Source organism: Nocardia higoensis, assembly GCF_015477835.1.
Classification (GTDB): domain Bacteria; phylum Actinomycetota; class Actinomycetes; order Mycobacteriales; family Mycobacteriaceae; genus Nocardia; species Nocardia higoensis_A.
The window spans coordinates 172,070-191,398 of sequence record NZ_JADLQN010000005.1 but is presented as its reverse complement, the minus strand read 5'-3'; the positions used below and the strand labels follow the sequence as shown (position 1 = coordinate 191,398).

Below are 19,329 nucleotides of genomic sequence, written 5' to 3'. Positions count from 1 at the left end.
GTACGTGGTCGAGTCTAGGAGAGAGTGCTAACAGTTGCAAGCACTCTGTTAGCAGTGTGTCGGCGCCTCGGACTGTCGAGGCAAGTGTCGTTCAGCCCTGGAACAGCAGGTGCGAAATGGTGTAGATCGCCAGGCCGGCCAGCGAGCCGACCACCGTGCCGTTGATGCGGATGAACTGCAGATCCCGCCCCACCTGCAGTTCGATCTTCTTGCTCGCCTCCTCGGCATCCCACTTGGCCACCGTGTCGGTGACCAGCGTGGTGATCTCCGCGGCGTAGTTGCTCACCAGATACCGCACGCCGCGGTCGAGCCAGCTGTCCACCTTGGTGCGCATCTCGTCGTCGTCGCGCAAGCGCTCGCCGAGCTGCTGCACGTTCTCGGCGACCTTGCGCCGCAGCGTGCTGTCCGGGTCGTCGGCCGATTCCAGGATGAGCCGCTTGGCCGCGCGCCAGGTCGCCTCGGCCAGGCCGGTGATCTCCTCGCGGCCCATCACCTGCGACTTGACCCGCTCGGCCTTCTTGATCATCGCCTCGTCGTGCTGCAGGTCGTGGGCGAATTCCTCGAGGAAGCGGTTCGCCGCCAGACGCACCTCGTGATCGGGTTCCGCGCGCACCTTCCAGGTGAATTCCACCAGCTCGCGGTAGATCTTCTCGGACAGCATGATGTTGACGAACTTCGGCGCCCACTGCGGCGCCTGTTCCAGGATCACCTTGTCGACGGTCTCCTGACTGGCCAGCGCCCACTGGTGCGCGCGCTCGGCCAGCAGATCGATCAGCGCGACCTGGCGGTTGTCGGCCAGCAGCTCGGCCAGCACCCGCCCGATCGGCGGACCCCACAGCGGATCGGCGATCCGTTTGACGATGGTGTGGTCGATGATCTGCTCGACGTCCTCGTCACGGACCGCCCCGACCACCGCGCGAAGGATCGTCGAACTCTCCTGCGCCACCCGTGCGGCATGACCTCGATCGGCCATCCACCGCCCGACCCGCAGCGAGACCTGCGCCGAGCTCACCTTCTCCGACACCACCTCCGGCGCCAGGAAGTTGGTGCCGACGAAGCTACCCAGGCTGGCGCCGAGCTGGTCCTTCTTCTTGCGGATGATGGCGGTGTGCGGGATGGGCAGACCGAGCGGATGCCGGAACAACGCGGTGACCGCGAACCAGTCCGCCAGCGCGCCGACCATGCCCGCCTCGGACGCGGCGCGCACATAGCCCACCCACTCACCGCCCGCCCCGCGTGATTCCAGCCATCGGCAACACAGGTAGATCACCGACGCCAGGGCGAGCAGGCCGGTCGCCAGCACTTTCATCCGGCGCAGATCGCGCTTCTTGGCCGCCTCGTCGACGAAGAATCCCGTCGGCGCGGCCGGATTCACCGCGGGAGCGGGCCGTAGGACCTCGATCTCGGGGGCGGTGAGGTTGCCGGGAGCTTTCTCCATGTCTTCCATTCTGCTGTGCCATAAGCTGTAGACCGACCCACCGGACCCACCACCGAACCGAACGAGGGAGCCGACCCTGTCCACCGAAGACCTTGTCGACGTCGGTGAACGCGCCGATCGACCGGCGGCCGCGCGCTCCGGCCGGGTGGACGGTCGCAAACGCCGGTGGCGCCAGCACAAGATCGATCGTCGCGAAGAGCTGGTCGACGGCACGCTCGCGGCGGTACGCGCCCGCGGCGCGTCCGCGGGCATGGACGAGATCGCCACCCAGATCGGCGTCTCGAAAACCGTCCTCTACCGCTACTTCGCCGACAAGAACGACCTGGTCCACGCGACCATGCAGCGGTTCATCGAGCAGACCCTGATGCCGCGCGTGTACGGCGCGATCAGCCTGGACGCCGACGAATACCAGCTGACCCGCTCGGCGCTGACGGCCTACGTGGTGACCGTGGACGAGGACCCCGAGGTCTACCGCTTCATCATGGGCAACGGCTCCGACTCCTCCTCGCTGGCGGAGTTCGAGAAGCTGTTCGCCGATGTCGTCTCCGTGGTGCTCAGCGAGCGCGCGGGCTCGCGCGGCATCGACACCACCGGCTCCCAGCTGTGGTCGTATGTGCTGGTCGGCGGCATCCAGCTGGCGACGCACTGGTGGACCACCGACAAGTCGCTGACCCGCGAGGAAGTCATCGACTACCTCACGATGATGGTGTGGAGCGCGATCGAGGGCATGGCCCGCACCGGCGGCTCCCGGGCGGAATTCAACAAGCAACAGCACGTGCTGCCGGTCCCGGAGATCGATCCGACGGTCTGATATCGACCGGTTCCCATGCGGTCCACATCACATCGCCTGCCGTTAGGCTGAACGCGGTGGTGCGCCCGTCCTCGGCGACGGCGGGGTGGGCAGGATCACCCCCGATCTCGGCGGCACCAATGGAGGTACCTCGATGGCGAAGCACGTGCCGACCTCGCGACTGGCCCGCGGCACCAAACTGGGCGCGGTGGCCGCGGGCACGGTGTTGCGCAATCAGCGCACCCGGTTGTCCATGCGCGGCCGCTCGGAAGCGGTGCGGGCGAAGATGGCCGAGGAGTCCATGCTGCGGACCATCGAGCAGGTGGTCGTGGTGCTGGGCACCATGAAGGGCGTGGCCATGAAGCTGGGCCAGATGATGTCGGTGCTGGATCTGGACCTGGTACCCGATACCCATCGCGATCGCTTCCAGCAGCGCCTGGCCGTTCTGCGCAATGCCGCGCCGAGCGTGCCGTTCGCCGGGATGCGCCAGGTGGTCGAGGAGGATTTCGGCGCGCCGCTGGAGAGCGTGTTCGCCGAGTTCGAGCCCGAGCCGATCGCGGCGGCCTCCATCGGCCAGGTCTATCGCGCCCGGCTGCACGACGGCAGGCAGGTCGCGGTGAAGGTCCAGTACCCCGGCATCGACGTCGCGGTGCGCGCGGATCTGAAGAACCTCGCCATGTTCCGCAAGGTGCTGCAGTCGGCGATGCCGTGGGTCACCCCCGCGGTGCTCGACGAGCTGCGGCTGAACATCGAGAGCGAGCTCGACTACAGCGCCGAGGCCGCCACCCAGGCCCAGCTGGCGCGGCTCTACGCCGACCACCCGTTCATCGTGGTGCCGCGCACCCTGGTCGAGCACTGCACCACCCGCGTGCTGGTCTCGGAGTACCTGCCCGGCCGCTCCTTCGAGGAGGCCAGGAACCTGCCCGCGGCCGAACGCGACCGGATCGGCGAGATCATCTATCGCTTCTACGTCGGCTCGCTGTTCGAATTCGCCGAATTCTGCGGTGACCCGCATCCGGGCAATGTGCTCGTCCTCGACGACGGACGCGTCGGCTTCCTCGACTTCGGTCTCTACAACCGGATGGATCGCGCGCACGTCGATTTCGAGATCACCTGCCTGCGCGCGGCCGCCGAGGAGCGCGCCGAGGATCTGCGCGAGCTGATGATCCAGCACGGTGTGATCGATTCCCCCGAGGAGATCGGGGCCGAGGAGAGTCTGGAATACGTGCTGTCGGCGTCGGAATGGTGTCTGGTGGACGAAGAGCTCACCATCACCCCCGAATTGGCCAGTGGCGCTTTCCTGCTCGCCGTCGATCCGCGCGCGAGCGAATTCGCGGGCATGAAACAACAGAATCTGCCGCCGGAGCATCTGTTCTCCCGGCGCGCGGATTTCCTCACCTTCGGCATGCTCGGCCAATTGCGCACCACCGCGAATTGGCATCGCATCGCCAGGGAATGGCTCTACGACGAAGAGCCGGTGACCGATCTGGGCAGAGCCCACCGCCGCTGGCGCGAAGAACACCTTTCACCGCAGAAACGACAAGCGTCGGCAGGCCACGCGCCCCGACGATGATCAATCAGGAGTGGCAGGCAGTCATGACACAGACCCCGGACATGACACAGATCCCGGAATCGACACCGCCCCGCGAATTCGATGTCACGGTGTTCGGCGCCACCGGATACGTCGGCAAGATCATCGCCGAGTATCTGCTCGGCGCGGCTCCCGCCGGCGCCCGGATCGCGCTGGCGGGCCGCTCGGCGGCCAAGCTCGCGCTGGTCAAGGAAGAACTCGGCCCCGGTGCGAAGGACTGGGCGCTGGTGGTGGCCGATATCGCCGACCAGGCCGCGCTCGACGCCCTGGCCGCGCGCACCAAGGCCGTCATCACCACGGTCGGGCCGTACCTGCGCTACGGCATGCCGATGGTCGAGGCGTGCGCCAAGACGGGCACCCACTACGCCGACCTGACCGGTGAGCCGCTGTTCATCCGCGAGGCCATCGACACCTGGCACGACACCGCCGCCAGGACCGGAGCGAAGATCCTGACCTCCTGCGGCTACGACTCGGTGCCCTCGGATCTGAGCGTCTACCAGCTCTACCGCCGCTCCGTCGCCGACAATACGGGCGAGCTCACCGACGTCACCCTGGTGGCCGCGGCCAAGGGCGGCGTCAGCGGCGGCACCATCGATTCCATGCGTGCGGTGATGGAAGCGGTGGCGCAGGACCCTTCGAAGATGAAGGTGCTCGGCGATCCGTACGGTCTGAGCCCGGATCGGGCCCGTGAGCCCGAGGTCGGCAAGCTGTCCGATCAGGCGCTCGGGCGCGCGAGCGACATCCATCCCAGTCTGGACGGCTGGGTCGGCACCTTCGTGATGGCCGCCCACAACACCAGGATCGTGCGGCGGAGCAACGGCCTGCTGGGCTGGGTGTACGGCAAGAATTTCCGCTACCGCGAGGTGATGAGCGCGGGCTCCTCGACGCTGGCGCCGGTCATCGCGGGTGCGATCAGCGGCGGCTCGCTGGTCGGTGTCGGCGTTCTCGCGTCGCTGTCGCGGGTGTCGCTCGGGCGCAAGCTGCTCGACAAGGTGCTGCCCGCACCGGGTACCGGCCCCAGCGAGCAGACCAGGCGCACCGGCTGGTTCAGCATGAAGACCGTCGCGCACACCACCTCCGGGGCGACGTACCTGGCCACCTTCGCGGGCACGGGCGACCCCGGCTATCAGGCCACCGCCGTCATGATCGGCGAGACCGGCCTGGCGCTGGCCTTCGACGACCTGCCGCAGATCGCGGGCGTGCTCACCCCGGCCGCCGCCGTCGGTGACGCGCTCACCGACCGGCTGCGCGCGGCGGGCATGACCATCGAAGTCGAACCCGCCTGAGACCGCATCGGGGTGCGCGGGCGAGCGCGAATTCGCGTGCGTCCGCTCACAATCGCCCCTGGACCTGCCCCGCACCACCCGCGCCCGCCGCTAGAGTCCCCACCGGTAGGCGGTTGGACCCGAGGCGAGGGGGGCGAGGCGGATGGTGCCGGATACCGGACAAGGGCTGGCCAGGGGGCTGTACGCGGCGGCGGTGAGCGGAACCGGAAGTGAGCGTTTCGAACTCGCCCCGGATGTCGCGGTGAATCTCGCCGCCGCCTGCGACAAGCTGGTCGAGGATCTCGGCGCCGCGCTCACCGCGGGCGATGCCGCGAGCACGGTGACCGGCTTCCCCGATCTGCCCACCGGCCGTGCGCTCAGCGCGGGCTTCGCGCACAAGGGCACCCAGTTACGCGCCACCGTCGCGGCCTTCCAGGAGACAGCCCTGCTGTTCAAGGCCGCCTATCTCGCCGCGGGCCAGCGCCTGGCCGAAGCCGAAGCCGCCCATCGCGACGCCCTGCTGGCGGTCGCCGACTATCTGGACCAGCGATGAACCGCGCGCCCGCGGCCGTGCGATCGGCGCCGTACCGTCACCGCGCCACCGGTCGCGAACGCGCCACCCGTCGCGCGGGTGTCTCGGCAGACCACACCCTCGCGCCGGACCACAGCGACGCGGCCACGAACGCCGGGTACGCGGCGATCGGCGCGCGACGCCTCTCGACGGCGCGGTGATCCGATGGCCGACCCCGACGCCAGAGCCGCCGCCGAAGAGATTCTCGCGCGTGGCCGCGCGCTGGCCGACGCCGCCGAGACCTCGGGCGCGGGAACAGAACCCGCCTACGCTCCGGAGCGCGAGCGGTTCGCCGCCTACACCCACGCCGAGATCTGGCAGCAGGTGCGCGAGGCCCTCGACCCCGCCGCCCTGGGCGAGACCGCCGAGGCATGGCGCACCGGCGCCGACACCCTCGCCGAGGCGTTCCAGACCTTCGCCGATGCCACCGCCCGCGAATTCGCCCGCTGGTCGGGCAGTTCCGCCGAGGCCGCGAGCCGGGCGACCCGCTCGTTCGTCACCCTCGGCACCCAGGCGCACGAGGTGTGCCGCACGGTGCAACGGTTGATCGAGCTCGATCGCGATGTGGCACAGACCATCCGGGCCGCCATCCCGCCGCCCGCCCGCTACGTCCCGCTCGCCGATCCGGTGGCCGAGGTCGTGCTGGGCGGACGGCGGCGGATGCAGCACGAACGCGCCGCCGCCGAGGTCGAGGCCGACGTGCGCGACATCATGACCTACGTCTACTCGCCCACCATGCCCGCCACCGGTGACCGGGTGCCCCGGTTCGGACCACCCGATCCAGGCCCGGCGGGTGGGAGCGCCGCACGGTGAGATGGGTCCTCACTCCGGACGAGTTCACCCACGTCTGGGAAAGCGAAACGAACCTGGACCGCAGGCCGTATCCGGTGAACATGATGCCCGCCTCGCTGGTGCGCACGGAGGCCGAGCACGCGGCGCTGCGGCTGCCGCAGCGTTTCGCCCGGCAGGCCGATCCCGACCTCGCGGCCGCGCTGATGTTGTGCGCCCGCAACGACGCCACCACCGTCACCGTCTCCGGCGAACGGACCTTCCCCGGACGCAACGGCAGCGGCGAGAACCGTGTGCTGATCTTCGCCGCCGTGGTCCACCACCACGCGAGCATCCTGATCGCGAGCCCCGAGAAGATGACGGTGCTCATGTGCCACGCCCGCACGCTGGGCGCGCGCCTGGTGCAGGCGATCGGCTCGGCCCAGCCGGGCAGGCTCGGCACCATGCGGGAGCCGCGCGACATGGTGCTCGGCGAGCTGACCAAGGGCGCGCCGCCCGGCGACGGCCCCGAGCGATTCCGCAACACCCTGCGCAAGCCGCTGGACGGGCGCGGTTTCATCACCGTCACCGTCGATCCGGAGAACCCGATGTCGCCGCCGACCCGGCACTGCAGCTGGCTCGACGTCGCCGGCGACGGCCGCTACCTGCTCACCACCTCGCACGACCTGATCCTCACCCCCGCCTCCGACGAGGATTTCGCCCAGCATCTGCTGAGGCTCGCGCACATCCGTTGATCGGCCTGACGGGCCGCGTTTCTGTGGTACCTGTGGACGATGCCGAACAACTGGTCCGGGAAGGTCGCCGAACTGCTGCGCGCCGACGGCGTACGGGTCGCCGACCTGGACACATCGGCCACCCCGGGTTTCGACGGGACCAAGGTCGAGGGGATGGAACTGTTCACCGAACGCTCCGCCGTGCTGTCGGATCTGCAGTCGAAGCTGTTCGCCAACGGCAGGTCCGGCGACCCGCGCAGCGTATTGCTGGTGCTGCAGGGCATGGACACCGCGGGCAAGGGCGGCATCGTGCGCTCGGTGATCGGCGCGGTGGACCCGCAGGGCGTCGACCACGCGGCCTTCGGCGTGCCGACCCCCGAGGAGAAGCGCCACCACTACCTGTGGCGCATCCACAAGGCGCTGCCGCGCGCGGGCCAGCTCGGCGTGTTCGACCGGTCGCACTACGAAGAGGTGCTGGTCGCCCGGGTGCGCGAGCTGGTGCCGATCCGGGAATGGGAGCGCCGCTACGACGAGATCAACCACTTCGAGGAGGAACTGCGCGACGAGGACATCACCCTGGTGAAGGTGGCGATGTTCGTCTCCCTCGACGAGCAGAAGCGCCGTCTGCGCGAACGCCTGGAACGCCGCGACAAGTACTGGAAGTTCAACCCCTCCGACATCGACGAACGCGCGTTCTGGCCGGAATACCGCGAGGCCTACCAGGACATGCTGGACCGTACCAGCACCGAGCACGCCCCCTGGTTCGTCATCCCGTCCGACCGCAAGTGGTACTCCCGCCTGGCCGTGAACGAGCTGCTCATCCACACCCTGTCGGGTCTGGATCTGGACTGGCCCGATGCCCGGTTCGATATCGAAGCCGAGAAGCGCCGCCTCGAAGCCTCCTGACCGGTTCGGCGCCGCGTCGTCGCGGCCTGCCGTGTCGCCGCGACGATTACCCGATCCGGCGCATGACCGAGACGACTTTGCCGAGGATCACCGCTTCGTCGCCGTCGATGACCGGGTAGGCCGGATTGCGCGGCTCGAGCAGCGTGTGCCCGCCCCGGCGGCGCAGCACCTTGACGGTGGCCTCCTCGCCGATCATCGCCGCGACGATGTCCCCGGACTGCGCCTCCTGCTGACTACGCACCACCACCGTGTCACCGTCACAGATGGCCGCGTCGATCATCGAGTCGCCACGCACCCGCAGCGCGAACACCGTTCCCCGGCCCACCAGTTCGCGTGGCAGGGTGAGGGTGTCGTCGCAGTGCTCCTCGGCCAGGATCGGCGTGCCCGCGGCGATGTCGCCGACCACCGGCACGGTCACCGTGTTCTCGCCGCTCGCCGCGCCGGGCTCGGCCCGCAGGAACAGCCGCACGTCGATCGGCCGGGCCACCGCCGTCCCACGGCGCAGGAAGCCCCGCTCCTCGAGCGCGCGCAGATGCCGGGTCACCGTCGAGGTGGAGCGCAGCCCGACGGCCTCGCCGATCTGCCTCGTGCTCGGCGCGTACCCGTGCTCGACCACCCGGTCCCGGATCACTTCCAGAATGCGGCGCTGCCGCTCGGGCAAGGTCGAGGTATCCAGATGTTCGGAGTCGTAGTCGGTCACCGGGGCATGGTAGGCCCTCGCCCAGCAGGCCGGAGCGGAGTGAGCCTCGGCACAGACCGACCGGCAGATCCGGGCCGAACGGACCTACCCGATACAGACCAAGGCCACGGCGAGCGCAGACCTCGGCCACGGGCGGACACCGACGAAGGCCACCGACCCGCGTCTCGTTTCGTGTTCTCTCAGGTTCACCGACCATGATGGGCCGTGCCCGACCGCCCGGCGACGCGCACGCCATTAGCATCGTCGGAGCAGGCCCCATCGTCAGGCAAGCGAAAGGCGTGGTGAACGCACGGTGAGCAACAATCCGGGACGGCGCAATCTCTTGCACGAGGCCGACCGAGCCGACCGCAGGCGCAAGATCGCCATCCAAGCGGGTGTGGCCGTAGTGCTGATCGCCCTCATCGCGGCGATCGGCATCAGTATCGCCATGCGCGGCGACGACGGTCCGGCCGCCACCCCGACCATTCCGGCTCCGAGCGATCCCGTCGCGGGTGCGGTGACCGGCTCGATCACCGACAGCGGTGCCGTGCGCGTGGGCAAGGACAACGCCCGTGTCACCGTCCGGGTGGTCGCCGACCTGCAGTGCCCGGCGTGCAAGAACTTCGAGGCGGCCTACGGCAAGGTCCTCGAGGACGCCGTGAACAGCGGCGTCGCGGCCGTCGAGTACAACGTCATCTCCTTCCTCGACCGCGCCTCCACCAACGAGTACTCGAGCCGCGCGGCCAATGCCGCCTACTGCGTCGCCGAGCAGGATCCGGCGAAGTTCCAGGGCTGGCTGGGCCGCATGTACGCCCAGCAACCCGCCGAGGGCGGTCCCGGCCACACCGACGAGCAGCTCGTCGCGATCGCCGTGGAGGCCGGTTACACCGACGCCGTCGCGGGCTGCATCGAAGACCGCACCTATGCGACGTTCGTGTCCGACAAGACCCAGGCCGTGTTCGGCGAAGGCGTCAACTCGACGCCGACGGTGTTCGTCGACGGCAAGAAGATCACGCCGACCGAGCTCGAGCAGGCCATCGCCGAGGCGGCGGCCGGACAGTGATCGCCGCGCCCGCCCGTTCCGCCTGGCTGATCCTGTTGCTCGGCCTGGCGGGCTGGATCGCCTCGGTGACTCTCACCATCGAGCGATTCATGATCTTCAAGGACCCCGCCTACACCCCGACGTGCAGCCTGAACCCGGTGCTGTCCTGCGGTTCGGTGATGGTGACCGAGCAGGCCGCCGTCTTCGGGTTCCCCAACCCGCTGATGGGCATCGTCGGCTTCTCGGTGGTGGTGACCCTCGGCGTGCTCGCCGTCGCCCATGTCGGGATGCCGCGCTGGATCTGGGGCGGGCTGTGGGTGGGCATGCTGCTCGGTGTCGTCTTCGTCTGCTGGCTGATCTTCCAGAGCCTCTACCGGATCGGCGCGCTGTGCCCGTACTGCATGGTGGTGTGGGCGGTCGTCACCCCGCTGCTGGCGGTGCTCACCGACCTGCTGTGGGGCCGGACCGGCGGCCCGCTGGGGATCCTGGCCGAATGGCGCTGGACCATCGTCGCGGTGTTCTTCGCGGTGGTGCTGCTGCTGGTCTTCCTGCGCTTCCAGGACTACTGGCTGAGCCTCGCCTGACCTGGGACGGGGAGTTCCGGCACCGGCGAGCGTCCGGCCGTGGACGGCGGCCCCGGCCCGACGAGCCCCGGTGGCGCGGCGGGTGTCAGTTCGGCGTGCCGAGCCCCAGTTCGACGCTGACCATGCGCTCGACCCCGTCCGTGCCGACCACGCCGATCCGCACCGTCTCCCGGGGACGCCGCTTGTCGATGGCGGTGCGCAACGCGCGCGAGGTGCCGATCGCCCGCCCGTCCAGCGAGACGATGGTCTCCCCGTCCCTGATCCCGGCGCCGTAGGCGGGCATTCCGTAGAGCGCGACGTCGACGCGGGCGCCGCTCGGCCGGGCGTCGGAGATCAGCACGCCCAGCGTGGCGGTCTGCCCGACGTGCACGCTGTCGCTGGGGATGCCCGACCGGATCTGCTCGACGACCCTCATGGCGGTGTCGATCGGCACCGCGTACCCGCCCGCCCGCGTCGGTGCGGACCGGGTGCTCGACGGTGCGGGGATCGGCCGCCGCGGTGGGGTACTCGCGGGCGCGGTGGGCCCGGATTCCTGGCCTGCCTCCCCGGACGAGGCGGTCACCACGCCCACCACCATGGCCTGCCAGTCGGCGAGCGCGCCACCGGACTGGCCCGCACTCACCGGCGCCTCGATCTCGACCATGCCGCGCAGGGCTTTGCGTGAGAAGTCGGCGGCATCGAGCGCCACGATCGTGCTGTTGAGCGCGGTGATCCGCCCCGGCGTCGCGGTCGGTGTGCCGCCCGCGCCCCCCGCGTTCCCGAGCGCGAGCACCTCGTCGCGCACCCGCAACCCGGAGGAATCACCCAGCCGAGCGGTCGGCAGATCCTCGGCGCCGGTCAGCGCCAGCAGCGCGATGTCGGCGGTCGAGTCGTAACCGAGCACCGTGGCCTCGAACTCCTCGCCGGTCGCGACCGAGACGACGCTGACCTGTTCGGCTCCTTTGATCACGTGATGACTCGTCAGCACCTGCCCGTCGGCGGTGAGCACGATCCCCGAGCCCGCCGTGCCCTGTCCGAAGGCGCGGGTGCGGGTGGTGATGTGGACCATCGCCGGGCTCAGCGCGGCGGCGACCTCGGCCTGATCCAGCGGCGGCGCGGGCGGCCTGGTGCTTGTCGCGGTCGTGGTGCCGGATTCCCGCAACGGCCACCCGCCGCCGAACCCGAGGAACGCGGTCACGACCACGGCGACGATCACGAGTACAGCGGTCGCGCCGCCGCCGCCACGCCGATCGTCGTGCATGCGCCCTCCGCCTCCCCCGGTCCGACGACCGGAACCCGTCCCATTGTGGAGGTCGACCGCGCCGATCGGTTGGCAAACCGGTGCATGCGCCGGTAGGCATGTACGCATGAGCACCGCTGCCGCCGCATACGCCCTGCCCTCGCCGGAGGGCGCGTTCCAGAAGATCACCATCGAACGCCGCGAACTGGGCCCGCACGACGTGCTCATCGACGTGAAGTACGCGGGGATCTGCCATTCCGACATCCACACCGCCCGCAACGAGTGGGGCAGCGCGCACTATCCGTGCGTGCCCGGTCACGAGATCGCGGGCATCGTCGCCGCGGTCGGCAGCGCGGTCACCGGGTTCGCCGCGGGGGACCGGGTCGGTGTCGGCTGTCTGGTCGACTCCTGCGGCAAGTGCGAGAACTGCGTCGCCGACGAGGAGCAGTACTGCCTGCGCGGCTCGGTCATGACCTACAACCACCCGGTCGCCGAGTCCGTGCAGCCGGGTGGCTACACCCTCGGCGGCTACTCCACGCAGATCGTCGTCACGGAGAATTTCGTGCTGCGCATCCCCGACGGCATCGGCCTGGATGTGGCCGCGCCGCTGCTGTGCGCGGGCATCACCCTGTTCTCCCCGCTGCGGCACTGGAACGCGGGCCCCGGCAAGCGGGTCGCGATCGTCGGCATGGGCGGTCTCGGCCATATCGGCGTGAAGCTGGCCGCGGCGATGGGCGCGGAGGTGACCGTGCTGAGCCATTCGCTGAGCAAGCAGGAGGACGGCAAGCGATTCGGTGCCCACCACTACCACGCCACCAGCGACGACCAGACCTTCCGCGATCTTCGCAACCGCTTCGATCTCATCCTCAACACCGTCTCCGCCGACCTGCCCGTCGAGAAGTACCTGCGGCTGCTCCGCCTCGACGGCACCTTCGTCCAACTCGGAATGCCGGAGAACCCGACCACGCTGCGCAGCTTCCACCTGGCCGCCTTGCGGCGCTCGCTGGCCGGTTCCATGATCGGTGGCATCGCCCAGACCCAGGAGATGCTGGACTTCTGCGCCCAGCACGGGATCGGCGCCGAGATCGAGGTCATCTCCGCCGACGAGATCGACAACGCCTACGACCGGGTGGTCGACAGCGACGTGCGCTATCGCTTCGTCATCGACGCCGCCACGATGTAGGCGCCACCAGGTAGCCGCCGCAACATGACCGGGCCCGGCACGGGGTGAGCGCGGGTCCGGCCCGATCGCTACGTTTGTGCTGTGGCCGACAACGAGACCGACTCGAACGCCGCCCAGGAGAAATCTTCTGGCACGGCTTCTCCCGGAGCGGATGCTCCCGGCGAGATCACCGCCGGTCCTGCGCCCGGCGGCATTCCCGTCGGCACCGCACCCAGCGAGATCACCGCCGGTCCTGCGCCCGCCGACGAAGCCACGGACCGGCCGGGTTCCCCGGCGGCCGGGGCTTCGGCGCGGGCGAGGAGAGCCATGCGCACCGAGGTCGACATCGCGGCGCCGCCGTGGCTGTTGCGCGTGTTCCTTCTCGGCGCGGCGACCATCTGCGGTCTACTGGTCGGCCTGTGGATGCTCGAACGCCTGCGGGGCCTGCTCACCATTCTGCTGGTCTCGCTCTTCCTGGCGTTCGCGATCGAGCCCGCGGTTAACCAGCTGGCCAGGCGCGGCATGCGGCGCGGTCTGGCCACCGGGCTGGTGTTCCTCGGACTGATCGCCATCGTAGTCACCTTCTTCGGCGCGCTCGGCACCCTGTTGGTCGACCAGATCACCTCCCTGGTGCAGAACGCGCCGACCAATGCCGTGCAGGTCGTCGACTGGGTCAACGGCACCTTCGGTACCGAGCTGTCCGCCGACGACATCCGCGAGTACGCGACGGAGTGGAGCGGCCAGCTCGAGGGCTATCTCGTCGGCTTCGCCGAGAACGCCTGGGGCATCGGCACCGCCGCCGTGGGCGCGCTGTTCCAGATTCTCGGCATCCTGCTGTTCACCTTCTACTTCGCCGCCGACGGCCCGCGTTTCCGCAATGCGGTCTGCTCCCTGCTGCCGCCCCAGAAGCAGGTGCACGTGCGGCGTGCCTGGGATATCGCCGTCGACAAGACCGGCGGCTACATCTACTCCCGCGGCCTGCTCGCGCTCTGCTCGGCCGTCGCCCACTACGCCGCCCTGCGCGTCCTCGACATCCCCTCCGCGCTGGCCCTGGCCCTGTGGGTCGGCGTCATGTCCCAGTTCATCCCCACCGTGGGCACCTATCTCGCCGGCGCCGTCCCCGTCATCGTGGCCCTCGTGGACAACCCGCGCTCGGCCCTGTGGATCCTCGGCTTCATCGTCGTCTACCAGCAGTTCGAGAACTACATCTTGCAGCCGCGCATCACCGCCACCACCCTGGACATGCACCCCGCCGTCGCCTTCGGCGCCGTCCTCGCGGGCGCCGCGTTGCTCGGCCCGACAGGCGCGTTGCTCGCCATCCCCGTCACCGCCACCGTCCAAGCCTTCGCGGGCGCCTACATCCGCACCTACGAAGTCCAGGCCGAGGACACCGGCACACCCGAGCCCGGCGCGAAACCCGCCCGCAAGAAGCGCTGGACGCGCTTCCTCCCCTCGGCGGGGCGCCCCGCGGACACTCTGGGCAAGCGACCTCCGAAAAGGAACAGCTGACGACGTCTCGGGATATCAGTGCTACTTTCCGCCTGAAAAGTAGCACTGACGATCCGTTGTGATACTCGAGTAGCACCGGTGAACCCGGTGCGGGCTCATCGGTCCGCGGCGGCGGCTGCCCTGCGCCGGACGCGCCGAGCGGCGGCGACCATATTGCGCAGCGACGGCTCGAGCTGCCAGTAGTGGCGGGTCTTGAGACCGCCGTCGGGGTTGGCCCACAACCGTTCCGGGGTGACGGCTTCGGCGGCGGCCGAGAGCAGCTCGTCGAGTTCGTCGATGTCCGGGATGCGCGCCGACCGGCTCTCGTAGACGCCGGGGCCGACGCCGTGGCTGAGGCCGTGACCGCCCGCGGCATCCTCCTTCAGCGCCTTGAGCACCCATTCGGTGGAGCGGGTGGCCACGATGGCGGTGACGTCGGCGTCGAGTTCCTCGATGGCGTCGACGATCTCGGTGCGGCCGGAGTAGCCGATGTGGGTGTGGATCTGGGTGTCGGCCCGCACGCCCGAGGTCGCCAGGCGGAACGCGCCGACCGCCCAGCGCAGGTACTCGGCACGGCCGCGGTCGTGCAGCGGCAGCATCTCGCGAATTGCGGGCTCGTCGACCTGGATGATGGCGATGCCCGCCTTCTCCAGGTCCGCGACCTCGTCGCGGATGGCCAGCGCCACCTGGTCGGCGGTCTCGTAGAGCGGCTGGTCCTGGCGCACGAACGACCGCGCGATCATCGTGACCGGGCCGGTCACGATGCCCTTGACCGGCTTGTCGGTCAGCGACTGGGCGTAGCTGATCCAGTCCACCGTCATCGCCGCGGGACGCGAGACGTCGCCGTAGATGATCGGCGGGCGCACGCACCGCGAGCCGTAGACCTGCACCCAGCCGAAGTGGGTGGTGGCGAAACCGTCCAGCAGTTCGGCGAAGTACTGGATCATGTCGTTGCGCTCGTGCTCGCCGTGCACGAGCACGTCGAGGCCGATGTCCTCCTGCAGGCGGATGGTGGCCTCGATCTCGGCCTCGATGCGCTTGCGGTACTCCTCGTAGGACAGCCGTCCCTCGCCGAGGTCGTAGCGGGCCTGACGGATGCGATCGGTCTGCGGGAACGAGCCGAGTGTGGTGGCCGGGACCGGGGGCAGGTTCAGCCTGGCCTGCTGGGCGGCGCGACGCTCTTCGTAGGGCTCGCGCGAACGCATCTCCGGGGTGACGGCGTAGACGCGCTGGCGCACGGCGTGCTTCTGCTTGAAGTGCACCTCGCGCGGGCGCTTGCGCCACTTGTCCGACGGGCCCTCGGTGAGCGCCTTGGCCAGCGAGACGACCTCGCCGACCTTCTGCTTGGCGAAGGCGAGCCGGTCGGCGACATTGCCGTCGATGTCGTATTCGACGAGCAGGTCGTAGGGCACGTGCAGCAGGGTGCTGCCGGTGGAGACCACCAGATCCGGGCAGACCTTGGTCAGCGCGTTGAGGTATTCCAGCGTCACGTAGCGGTCGGCGCGCCAGACGTTGCGGCCGCTGATGACGCCCGCGTAGAGCCGCTTGCGGCGGATGCCGGGCACCTTCGCCAGCTCGTCGGGGTCGATGCGGTAGCTGGCCAGATCCAGGCCGATGGCCTCGACGCCGGTGGCCGCCAGGATGTCCAGCGCGGGGCGGAAATCGCCGTACTGGCCGGTGACCAGGATGCGCGGACGCAGCGGGGCCTTGGACAGCCGCTGGTAGGCGCGCTCGAAGGCGGCGAGTTCGGCTTCGGTGCGTTCGCTGGTGAAGGCGGGCTCGTCGAGCTGCACGCAGGTGGCGCCGCGCTTGGCGAGGATCTCGAACAGCTCCTCGTAGTACGGCAGCAGCTTGTCGAGCAGGCTCAGGGTGTCGAAGCCGGCCTCACCGGGCTGGGCGCCGGCCTTGGACAACAGCAGCAGCGAGGCGGGACCGACGATCACCGGGCGCAGCTCGATGCCCGCGGCCATCGCGCGGTCGAACTCGTCGAGCAGCGCCTCGGGGTGCAGGGAGAACTCGGTGTCGGGCTCGAGTTCGGGCTGACGGTAGTGGTAGTTGGTGTCGATGAAGCGCACCAGCTCCAGCGGCGGTAGATCGGGGCGGCCGCGCGCCATCAGGAAGTAGAAGTCCAGCGGGTCCATCCCGTCCTGGTGGGCCCGGAAGCGCTGCGGGACCGCGCCGAAGAGCAGCGCGTTGTCCAGGATGTGATCGTAGAAGGAGAAGGTGTTGCCGGGGACCTGGGTGAGACCGGTCGCGGCCAGCTCGCGGAACTGGCGGTCCTGGATGTCGCGCCCGACCTCGAGCAGTTCCTCGCGGCTGAGCGTGCCGTGCCAGTAGGACTCCAGCGCCCGCTTGAGTTCCCGGTGCGGTCCGATCCTGGGGTAGCCCAGGATGCTCGATCCGTAGCCCTCGGTGACGTTGACCATGCGCGGGAACCTTCTTTCGATCGGCTGCGCGTGAACCGCCGAACGGCGACGCACAGCGTTGCGCTCTCGTCCTTGCAGCTTATGTCGGCCGCCGCGGGAAGCACCGCGAAGCGCCGAGGTGCGCTACACCCCGCTACCGCACGCGGCGGTAACGGGGTGCGTCACGAACCCGCGGCAGACCTGGGTGGTTACTTGTTGTACTGGTAGAAGCCCGCGCCGGACTTCTTGCCGAGCAGACCGGCCTCGACCATACGCATGAGCAGCGGCGGGGCCGAGTACAGCGGCTCCTTGAACTCGGCGTACATGGAGTCGGCGATGGACTTGACGGTGTCCAGGCCGACCAGGTCGGTCAGCGCCAGCGGACCCATGGGGTGCGCACAGCCGAGCACCATCGCCTTGTCGACGTCTTCCTTGGTGGCGAAGCCGGACTCGACCATGCGGATGGCCGAGAGCAGGTAGGGCACCAGCAGCGCGTTGACGACGAAACCGGAGCGGTCGGCCGAGCGCACGACCTGCTTGCCCAGCACCTCGCTCGCGAAGGCTTCCGCGCGCGCGGACACGGCCGCGCTGGTCTTGAGGGTGGTGACCAGCTCGACCAGCGGCAGCACCGGCACCGGGTTGAAGAAGTGCATGCCGATCACCCGCTCGGGGTTGGCGGTGGCGACGGCGACCTTCATGATCGGGATGGAGGAGGTGTTGGAGGCCAGCACCGCGTCGGGATCGGTGACGACCTTGTCGAGTTCGGCGAAGATCGAGGTCTTCACCTCTTCGTTCTCCAGCACGGCCTCGACGACCAGCTGACGATCGGCGAAGTCGGCGAGATCGGAGGTGAAACGCAGCCGCCAGGCGGCCTGCTCACGTTCGCGTTCGGTGATCTTGCCACTGCTGACGCCGCGATCCAGCGAACGCAGGATGCGGGCGCGGCCCGCTGCGGCCAGTTCCCTGGTCTGTTCGTAGACGAGCACGTCCACGTGCGCACGGGCGCACACTTCCGCGATTCCGGCACCCATCTGTCCGGCGCCGATGACTCCGACACGCTGAATCTTCTCGCTGCTCACGTCCCGCTCCTGCTGGTCTGGTGTGGCTGGGGTCTGGTCTTGCTGGGCTGGTCTGGCTGGTCCCAAGGTATAGGGATGCCCTCCCTCGCTGGGGCTGTTCAGCGAGGGAGGGCAGTACACCCCTACTGGCGTAGAGGACGACTGGTCCGCGGACGGGGCATGGGTGGTCCCGTCACGAAACCGGAGTTGTCACCGGCCGTTTCGGCTCAGTGGAACTGACCCTCTTCGGTGGAGCCCTTCAGCGCGGCCGTCGAGGTGTTCGGGTCGACGGTGGTGGCGATGGTGTCGAAGTAGCCGGCGCCGACCTCACGCTGGTGCTTGACGGCGGTGAAGCCACGCTCCTTGGCGGCCTTGAACTCGCGCTCCTGCAGGTCGACGAAGGCGGTCATGCCCTCGCGGGCGTAGCCGTGCGCCAGGTCGAACATGCCGTAGTTGAGCGAGTGGAAGCCGGCCAGAGTGATGAACTGGAACTTGAAGCCCATGGCGCCCAGTTCCTTCTGGAACTTCGCGATGGTCGAGTCGTCCAGGTGCGCCTTCCAGTTGAAGGACGGCGAGCAGTTGTAGGCCAGCAGCTGGTCGGGGAATTCGCTGCGGACGGACTCGGCGAACTTCTTGGCGACCTCGAGATCCGGCACGCCGGTCTCCATCCAGATGAGGTCGGCGTAGGGGGCGTAGGCCTTGGCACGGGCGATGCAGGGCTCGATGCCGTTCTTCACGCCGTAGAAGCCCTCGGCGGTGCGGGTGCCGTCCAGGAACTCGCGGTCGCGCTCGTCGACATCGGAGGTCAGCAGGGTGGCGGCCTCGGCATCGGTGCGGGCGATGACCACGGTCGGCACGCCGGCGACGTCGGCGGCCAGACGCGCGGAGGTCAGGGTGCGGATGTGCTGCTGGGTGGGGATGAGCACCTTGCCACCGAGGTGGCCGCACTTCTTCTCCGAGGCCAGCTGGTCTTCCCAGTGCGAACCGGCGACACCGGCGGCGATCATGGCCTTCTGCAGCTCGTAGACGTTCAGCGCGCCACCGAAGCCGGCTTCGCCGTCGGCCACGATCGGGGCCAGCCAGTTCTCGACCGAGGTGTCGCCCTCGACCTTGGCGATCTCGTCGGCGCGCAGCAGCGCGTTGTTGATGCGACGCACGACCTGCGGCACCGAGTTGGCCGGGTACAGGCTCTGGTCGGGGTAGGTGTGACCGGAGAGGTTCGCGTCACCGGCGACCTGCCAGCCCGACAGGTAGATGGCCTTCAGGCCGGCGCGGACCTGCTGCACGGCCTGGTTGCCGGTGAGGGCGCCGAGGGAGTTGATGTAGTCCTCGTTGTTCACCAGGTCCCACAGGATCTCCGAGCCGCGGCGGGCGAGGGTGTGCTCCTCGACGACGCTGCCCTGGAGCTTGACAACCTGCTCGGCGGTGTAGTTGCGGGTGACGCCCTTCCAGCGCGGGTTGGTGTCCCAATCCTTCTGGATTTCCTCGGCGGTCTTCGGGGTGCCGGTGGTCGACATTCCTGACTCCACTTCCTTCGGTAGGTCGGTAGGTCGGCCGCTGTGAGACCGAGCTTCACGCTCGAACTGCTAGGGCGGCGCTTTGCAGGCTTGCTATGCCTTCGGGGTGTAC

Annotated in this window: 18 protein-coding genes; 12 read left to right on the top strand and 6 right to left on the bottom strand. The window is 69.2% G+C overall.

What is annotated here, in order from left to right; translation table 11 throughout:
- Nucleotides 1–91: 91 nt before the first annotated feature.
- Nucleotides 92–1,438: a DUF445 domain-containing protein gene (locus IU449_RS23515; RefSeq protein WP_195004316.1), complete on the bottom strand. Its 1,347-nt coding sequence runs from the start codon at nucleotides 1,436–1,438 to the stop codon at nucleotides 92–94.
- Between the two features lie 145 nt (nucleotides 1,439–1,583).
- Here IU449_RS23515 and IU449_RS23510 point away from each other — a divergent pair, with 145 nt between their 5' ends.
- The 8 genes from IU449_RS23510 to IU449_RS23480 all read left to right on the top strand — a co-directional run bounded on the left by IU449_RS23510 (nucleotide 1,584) and on the right by IU449_RS23480 (nucleotide 8,063).
- Nucleotides 1,584–2,249: a TetR/AcrR family transcriptional regulator gene (locus tag IU449_RS23510; RefSeq protein WP_324188398.1), complete on the top strand. Its 666-nt coding sequence runs from the start codon at nucleotides 1,584–1,586 to the stop codon at nucleotides 2,247–2,249.
- Between the two features lie 133 nt (nucleotides 2,250–2,382).
- On the top strand, nucleotides 2,383–3,801 hold the full coding sequence (locus tag IU449_RS23505; RefSeq protein ID WP_195004315.1) for an ABC1 kinase family protein: 1,419 nt from the start codon (nucleotides 2,383–2,385) through the stop codon (nucleotides 3,799–3,801).
- Between the two features lie 23 nt (nucleotides 3,802–3,824).
- Nucleotides 3,825–5,105: a saccharopine dehydrogenase family protein gene (locus tag IU449_RS23500; RefSeq protein WP_228805581.1), complete on the top strand. Its 1,281-nt coding sequence runs from the start codon at nucleotides 3,825–3,827 to the stop codon at nucleotides 5,103–5,105.
- 142 nt (nucleotides 5,106–5,247) lie between these two features.
- Nucleotides 5,248–5,637 carry a hypothetical protein gene (locus IU449_RS23495; protein ID WP_195004314.1) on the top strand — a complete coding sequence of 130 codons (390 nt, stop codon included), beginning with the start codon at nucleotides 5,248–5,250 and terminating at the stop codon, nucleotides 5,635–5,637.
- Nucleotides 5,634–5,816 carry a hypothetical protein gene (locus IU449_RS29225; protein ID WP_228805580.1) on the top strand — a complete coding sequence of 61 codons (183 nt, stop codon included), beginning with the start codon at nucleotides 5,634–5,636 and terminating at the stop codon, nucleotides 5,814–5,816. The genes IU449_RS23495 and IU449_RS29225 overlap by 4 nt, the downstream gene beginning before the upstream one ends.
- 4 nt (nucleotides 5,817–5,820) lie before the next feature.
- The gene (locus IU449_RS23490; protein WP_228805579.1) at nucleotides 5,821–6,468 is read left to right on the top strand and encodes a hypothetical protein; all 648 of its coding nucleotides are present in this window, start codon (nucleotides 5,821–5,823) and stop codon (nucleotides 6,466–6,468) included.
- Nucleotides 6,465–7,178: an ESX secretion-associated protein EspG gene (locus IU449_RS23485; protein ID WP_195004313.1), complete on the top strand. Its 714-nt coding sequence runs from the start codon at nucleotides 6,465–6,467 to the stop codon at nucleotides 7,176–7,178. Before IU449_RS23490 ends, IU449_RS23485 begins: the two co-directional genes overlap by 4 nt.
- A gap of 39 nt (nucleotides 7,179–7,217) precedes the next feature.
- Nucleotides 7,218–8,063 (top strand): PPK2 family polyphosphate kinase, encoded by an 846-nt coding sequence (locus IU449_RS23480; RefSeq protein ID WP_195004312.1) that lies wholly within the window; start codon nucleotides 7,218–7,220, stop codon nucleotides 8,061–8,063.
- Between the two features lie 46 nt (nucleotides 8,064–8,109).
- Here IU449_RS23480 and lexA read toward each other — a convergent pair whose 3' ends face one another.
- Entirely contained in the window at nucleotides 8,110–8,763 is a 654-nt protein-coding gene (lexA, locus tag IU449_RS23475; RefSeq protein ID WP_195004311.1) for a transcriptional repressor LexA, read from the bottom strand.
- A gap of 292 nt (nucleotides 8,764–9,055) precedes the next feature.
- On the opposite strand from lexA, the gene IU449_RS23470 reads away from it, so the two are divergent.
- Both IU449_RS23470 and IU449_RS23465 read left to right on the top strand, forming a co-directional pair.
- Nucleotides 9,056–9,805 carry a DsbA family protein gene (locus IU449_RS23470; RefSeq protein WP_195004310.1) on the top strand — a complete coding sequence of 250 codons (750 nt, stop codon included), beginning with the start codon at nucleotides 9,056–9,058 and terminating at the stop codon, nucleotides 9,803–9,805.
- Complete coding sequence (locus IU449_RS23465; RefSeq protein WP_195004309.1) at nucleotides 9,802–10,368, top strand: vitamin K epoxide reductase family protein; 567 nt, start codon at nucleotides 9,802–9,804, stop codon at nucleotides 10,366–10,368. The genes IU449_RS23470 and IU449_RS23465 overlap by 4 nt, the downstream gene beginning before the upstream one ends.
- An 85-nt stretch (nucleotides 10,369–10,453) precedes the next feature.
- On the opposite strand, the gene IU449_RS23460 is transcribed toward IU449_RS23465, so the two are convergent.
- The gene (locus IU449_RS23460; protein WP_195004308.1) at nucleotides 10,454–11,608 is read right to left on the bottom strand and encodes a S1C family serine protease; all 1,155 of its coding nucleotides are present in this window, start codon (nucleotides 11,606–11,608) and stop codon (nucleotides 10,454–10,456) included.
- A 106-nt stretch (nucleotides 11,609–11,714) separates the two neighbouring features.
- Between IU449_RS23460 and IU449_RS23455 the strand changes: the two genes are divergently transcribed.
- Both IU449_RS23455 and IU449_RS23450 read left to right on the top strand, forming a co-directional pair.
- The gene (locus tag IU449_RS23455; protein ID WP_195004307.1) at nucleotides 11,715–12,770 is read left to right on the top strand and encodes an NAD(P)-dependent alcohol dehydrogenase; all 1,056 of its coding nucleotides are present in this window, start codon (nucleotides 11,715–11,717) and stop codon (nucleotides 12,768–12,770) included.
- Between the two features lie 81 nt (nucleotides 12,771–12,851).
- Nucleotides 12,852–14,258, top strand: coding sequence for an AI-2E family transporter (locus IU449_RS23450; RefSeq protein ID WP_324188397.1), 1,407 nt, complete (start codon nucleotides 12,852–12,854; stop codon nucleotides 14,256–14,258).
- A gap of 95 nt (nucleotides 14,259–14,353) precedes the next feature.
- Here the strand turns inward: IU449_RS23450 and metE are convergent, their stop codons facing one another.
- From metE to aceA, 3 genes are all read right to left on the bottom strand, one after another.
- Complete coding sequence (metE, locus tag IU449_RS23445) at nucleotides 14,354–16,663, bottom strand: 5-methyltetrahydropteroyltriglutamate--homocysteine S-methyltransferase (RefSeq protein ID WP_195004306.1); 2,310 nt, start codon at nucleotides 16,661–16,663, stop codon at nucleotides 14,354–14,356.
- 188 nt (nucleotides 16,664–16,851) lie between these two features.
- Nucleotides 16,852–17,721 carry a 3-hydroxybutyryl-CoA dehydrogenase gene (locus IU449_RS23440; protein WP_195004305.1) on the bottom strand — a complete coding sequence of 290 codons (870 nt, stop codon included), beginning with the start codon at nucleotides 17,719–17,721 and terminating at the stop codon, nucleotides 16,852–16,854.
- 206 nt (nucleotides 17,722–17,927) lie between these two features.
- Entirely contained in the window at nucleotides 17,928–19,217 is a 1,290-nt protein-coding gene (gene aceA, locus IU449_RS23435; protein WP_195004304.1) for an isocitrate lyase, read from the bottom strand.
- Between the last annotated feature and the right edge of the window lie 112 nt (nucleotides 19,218–19,329).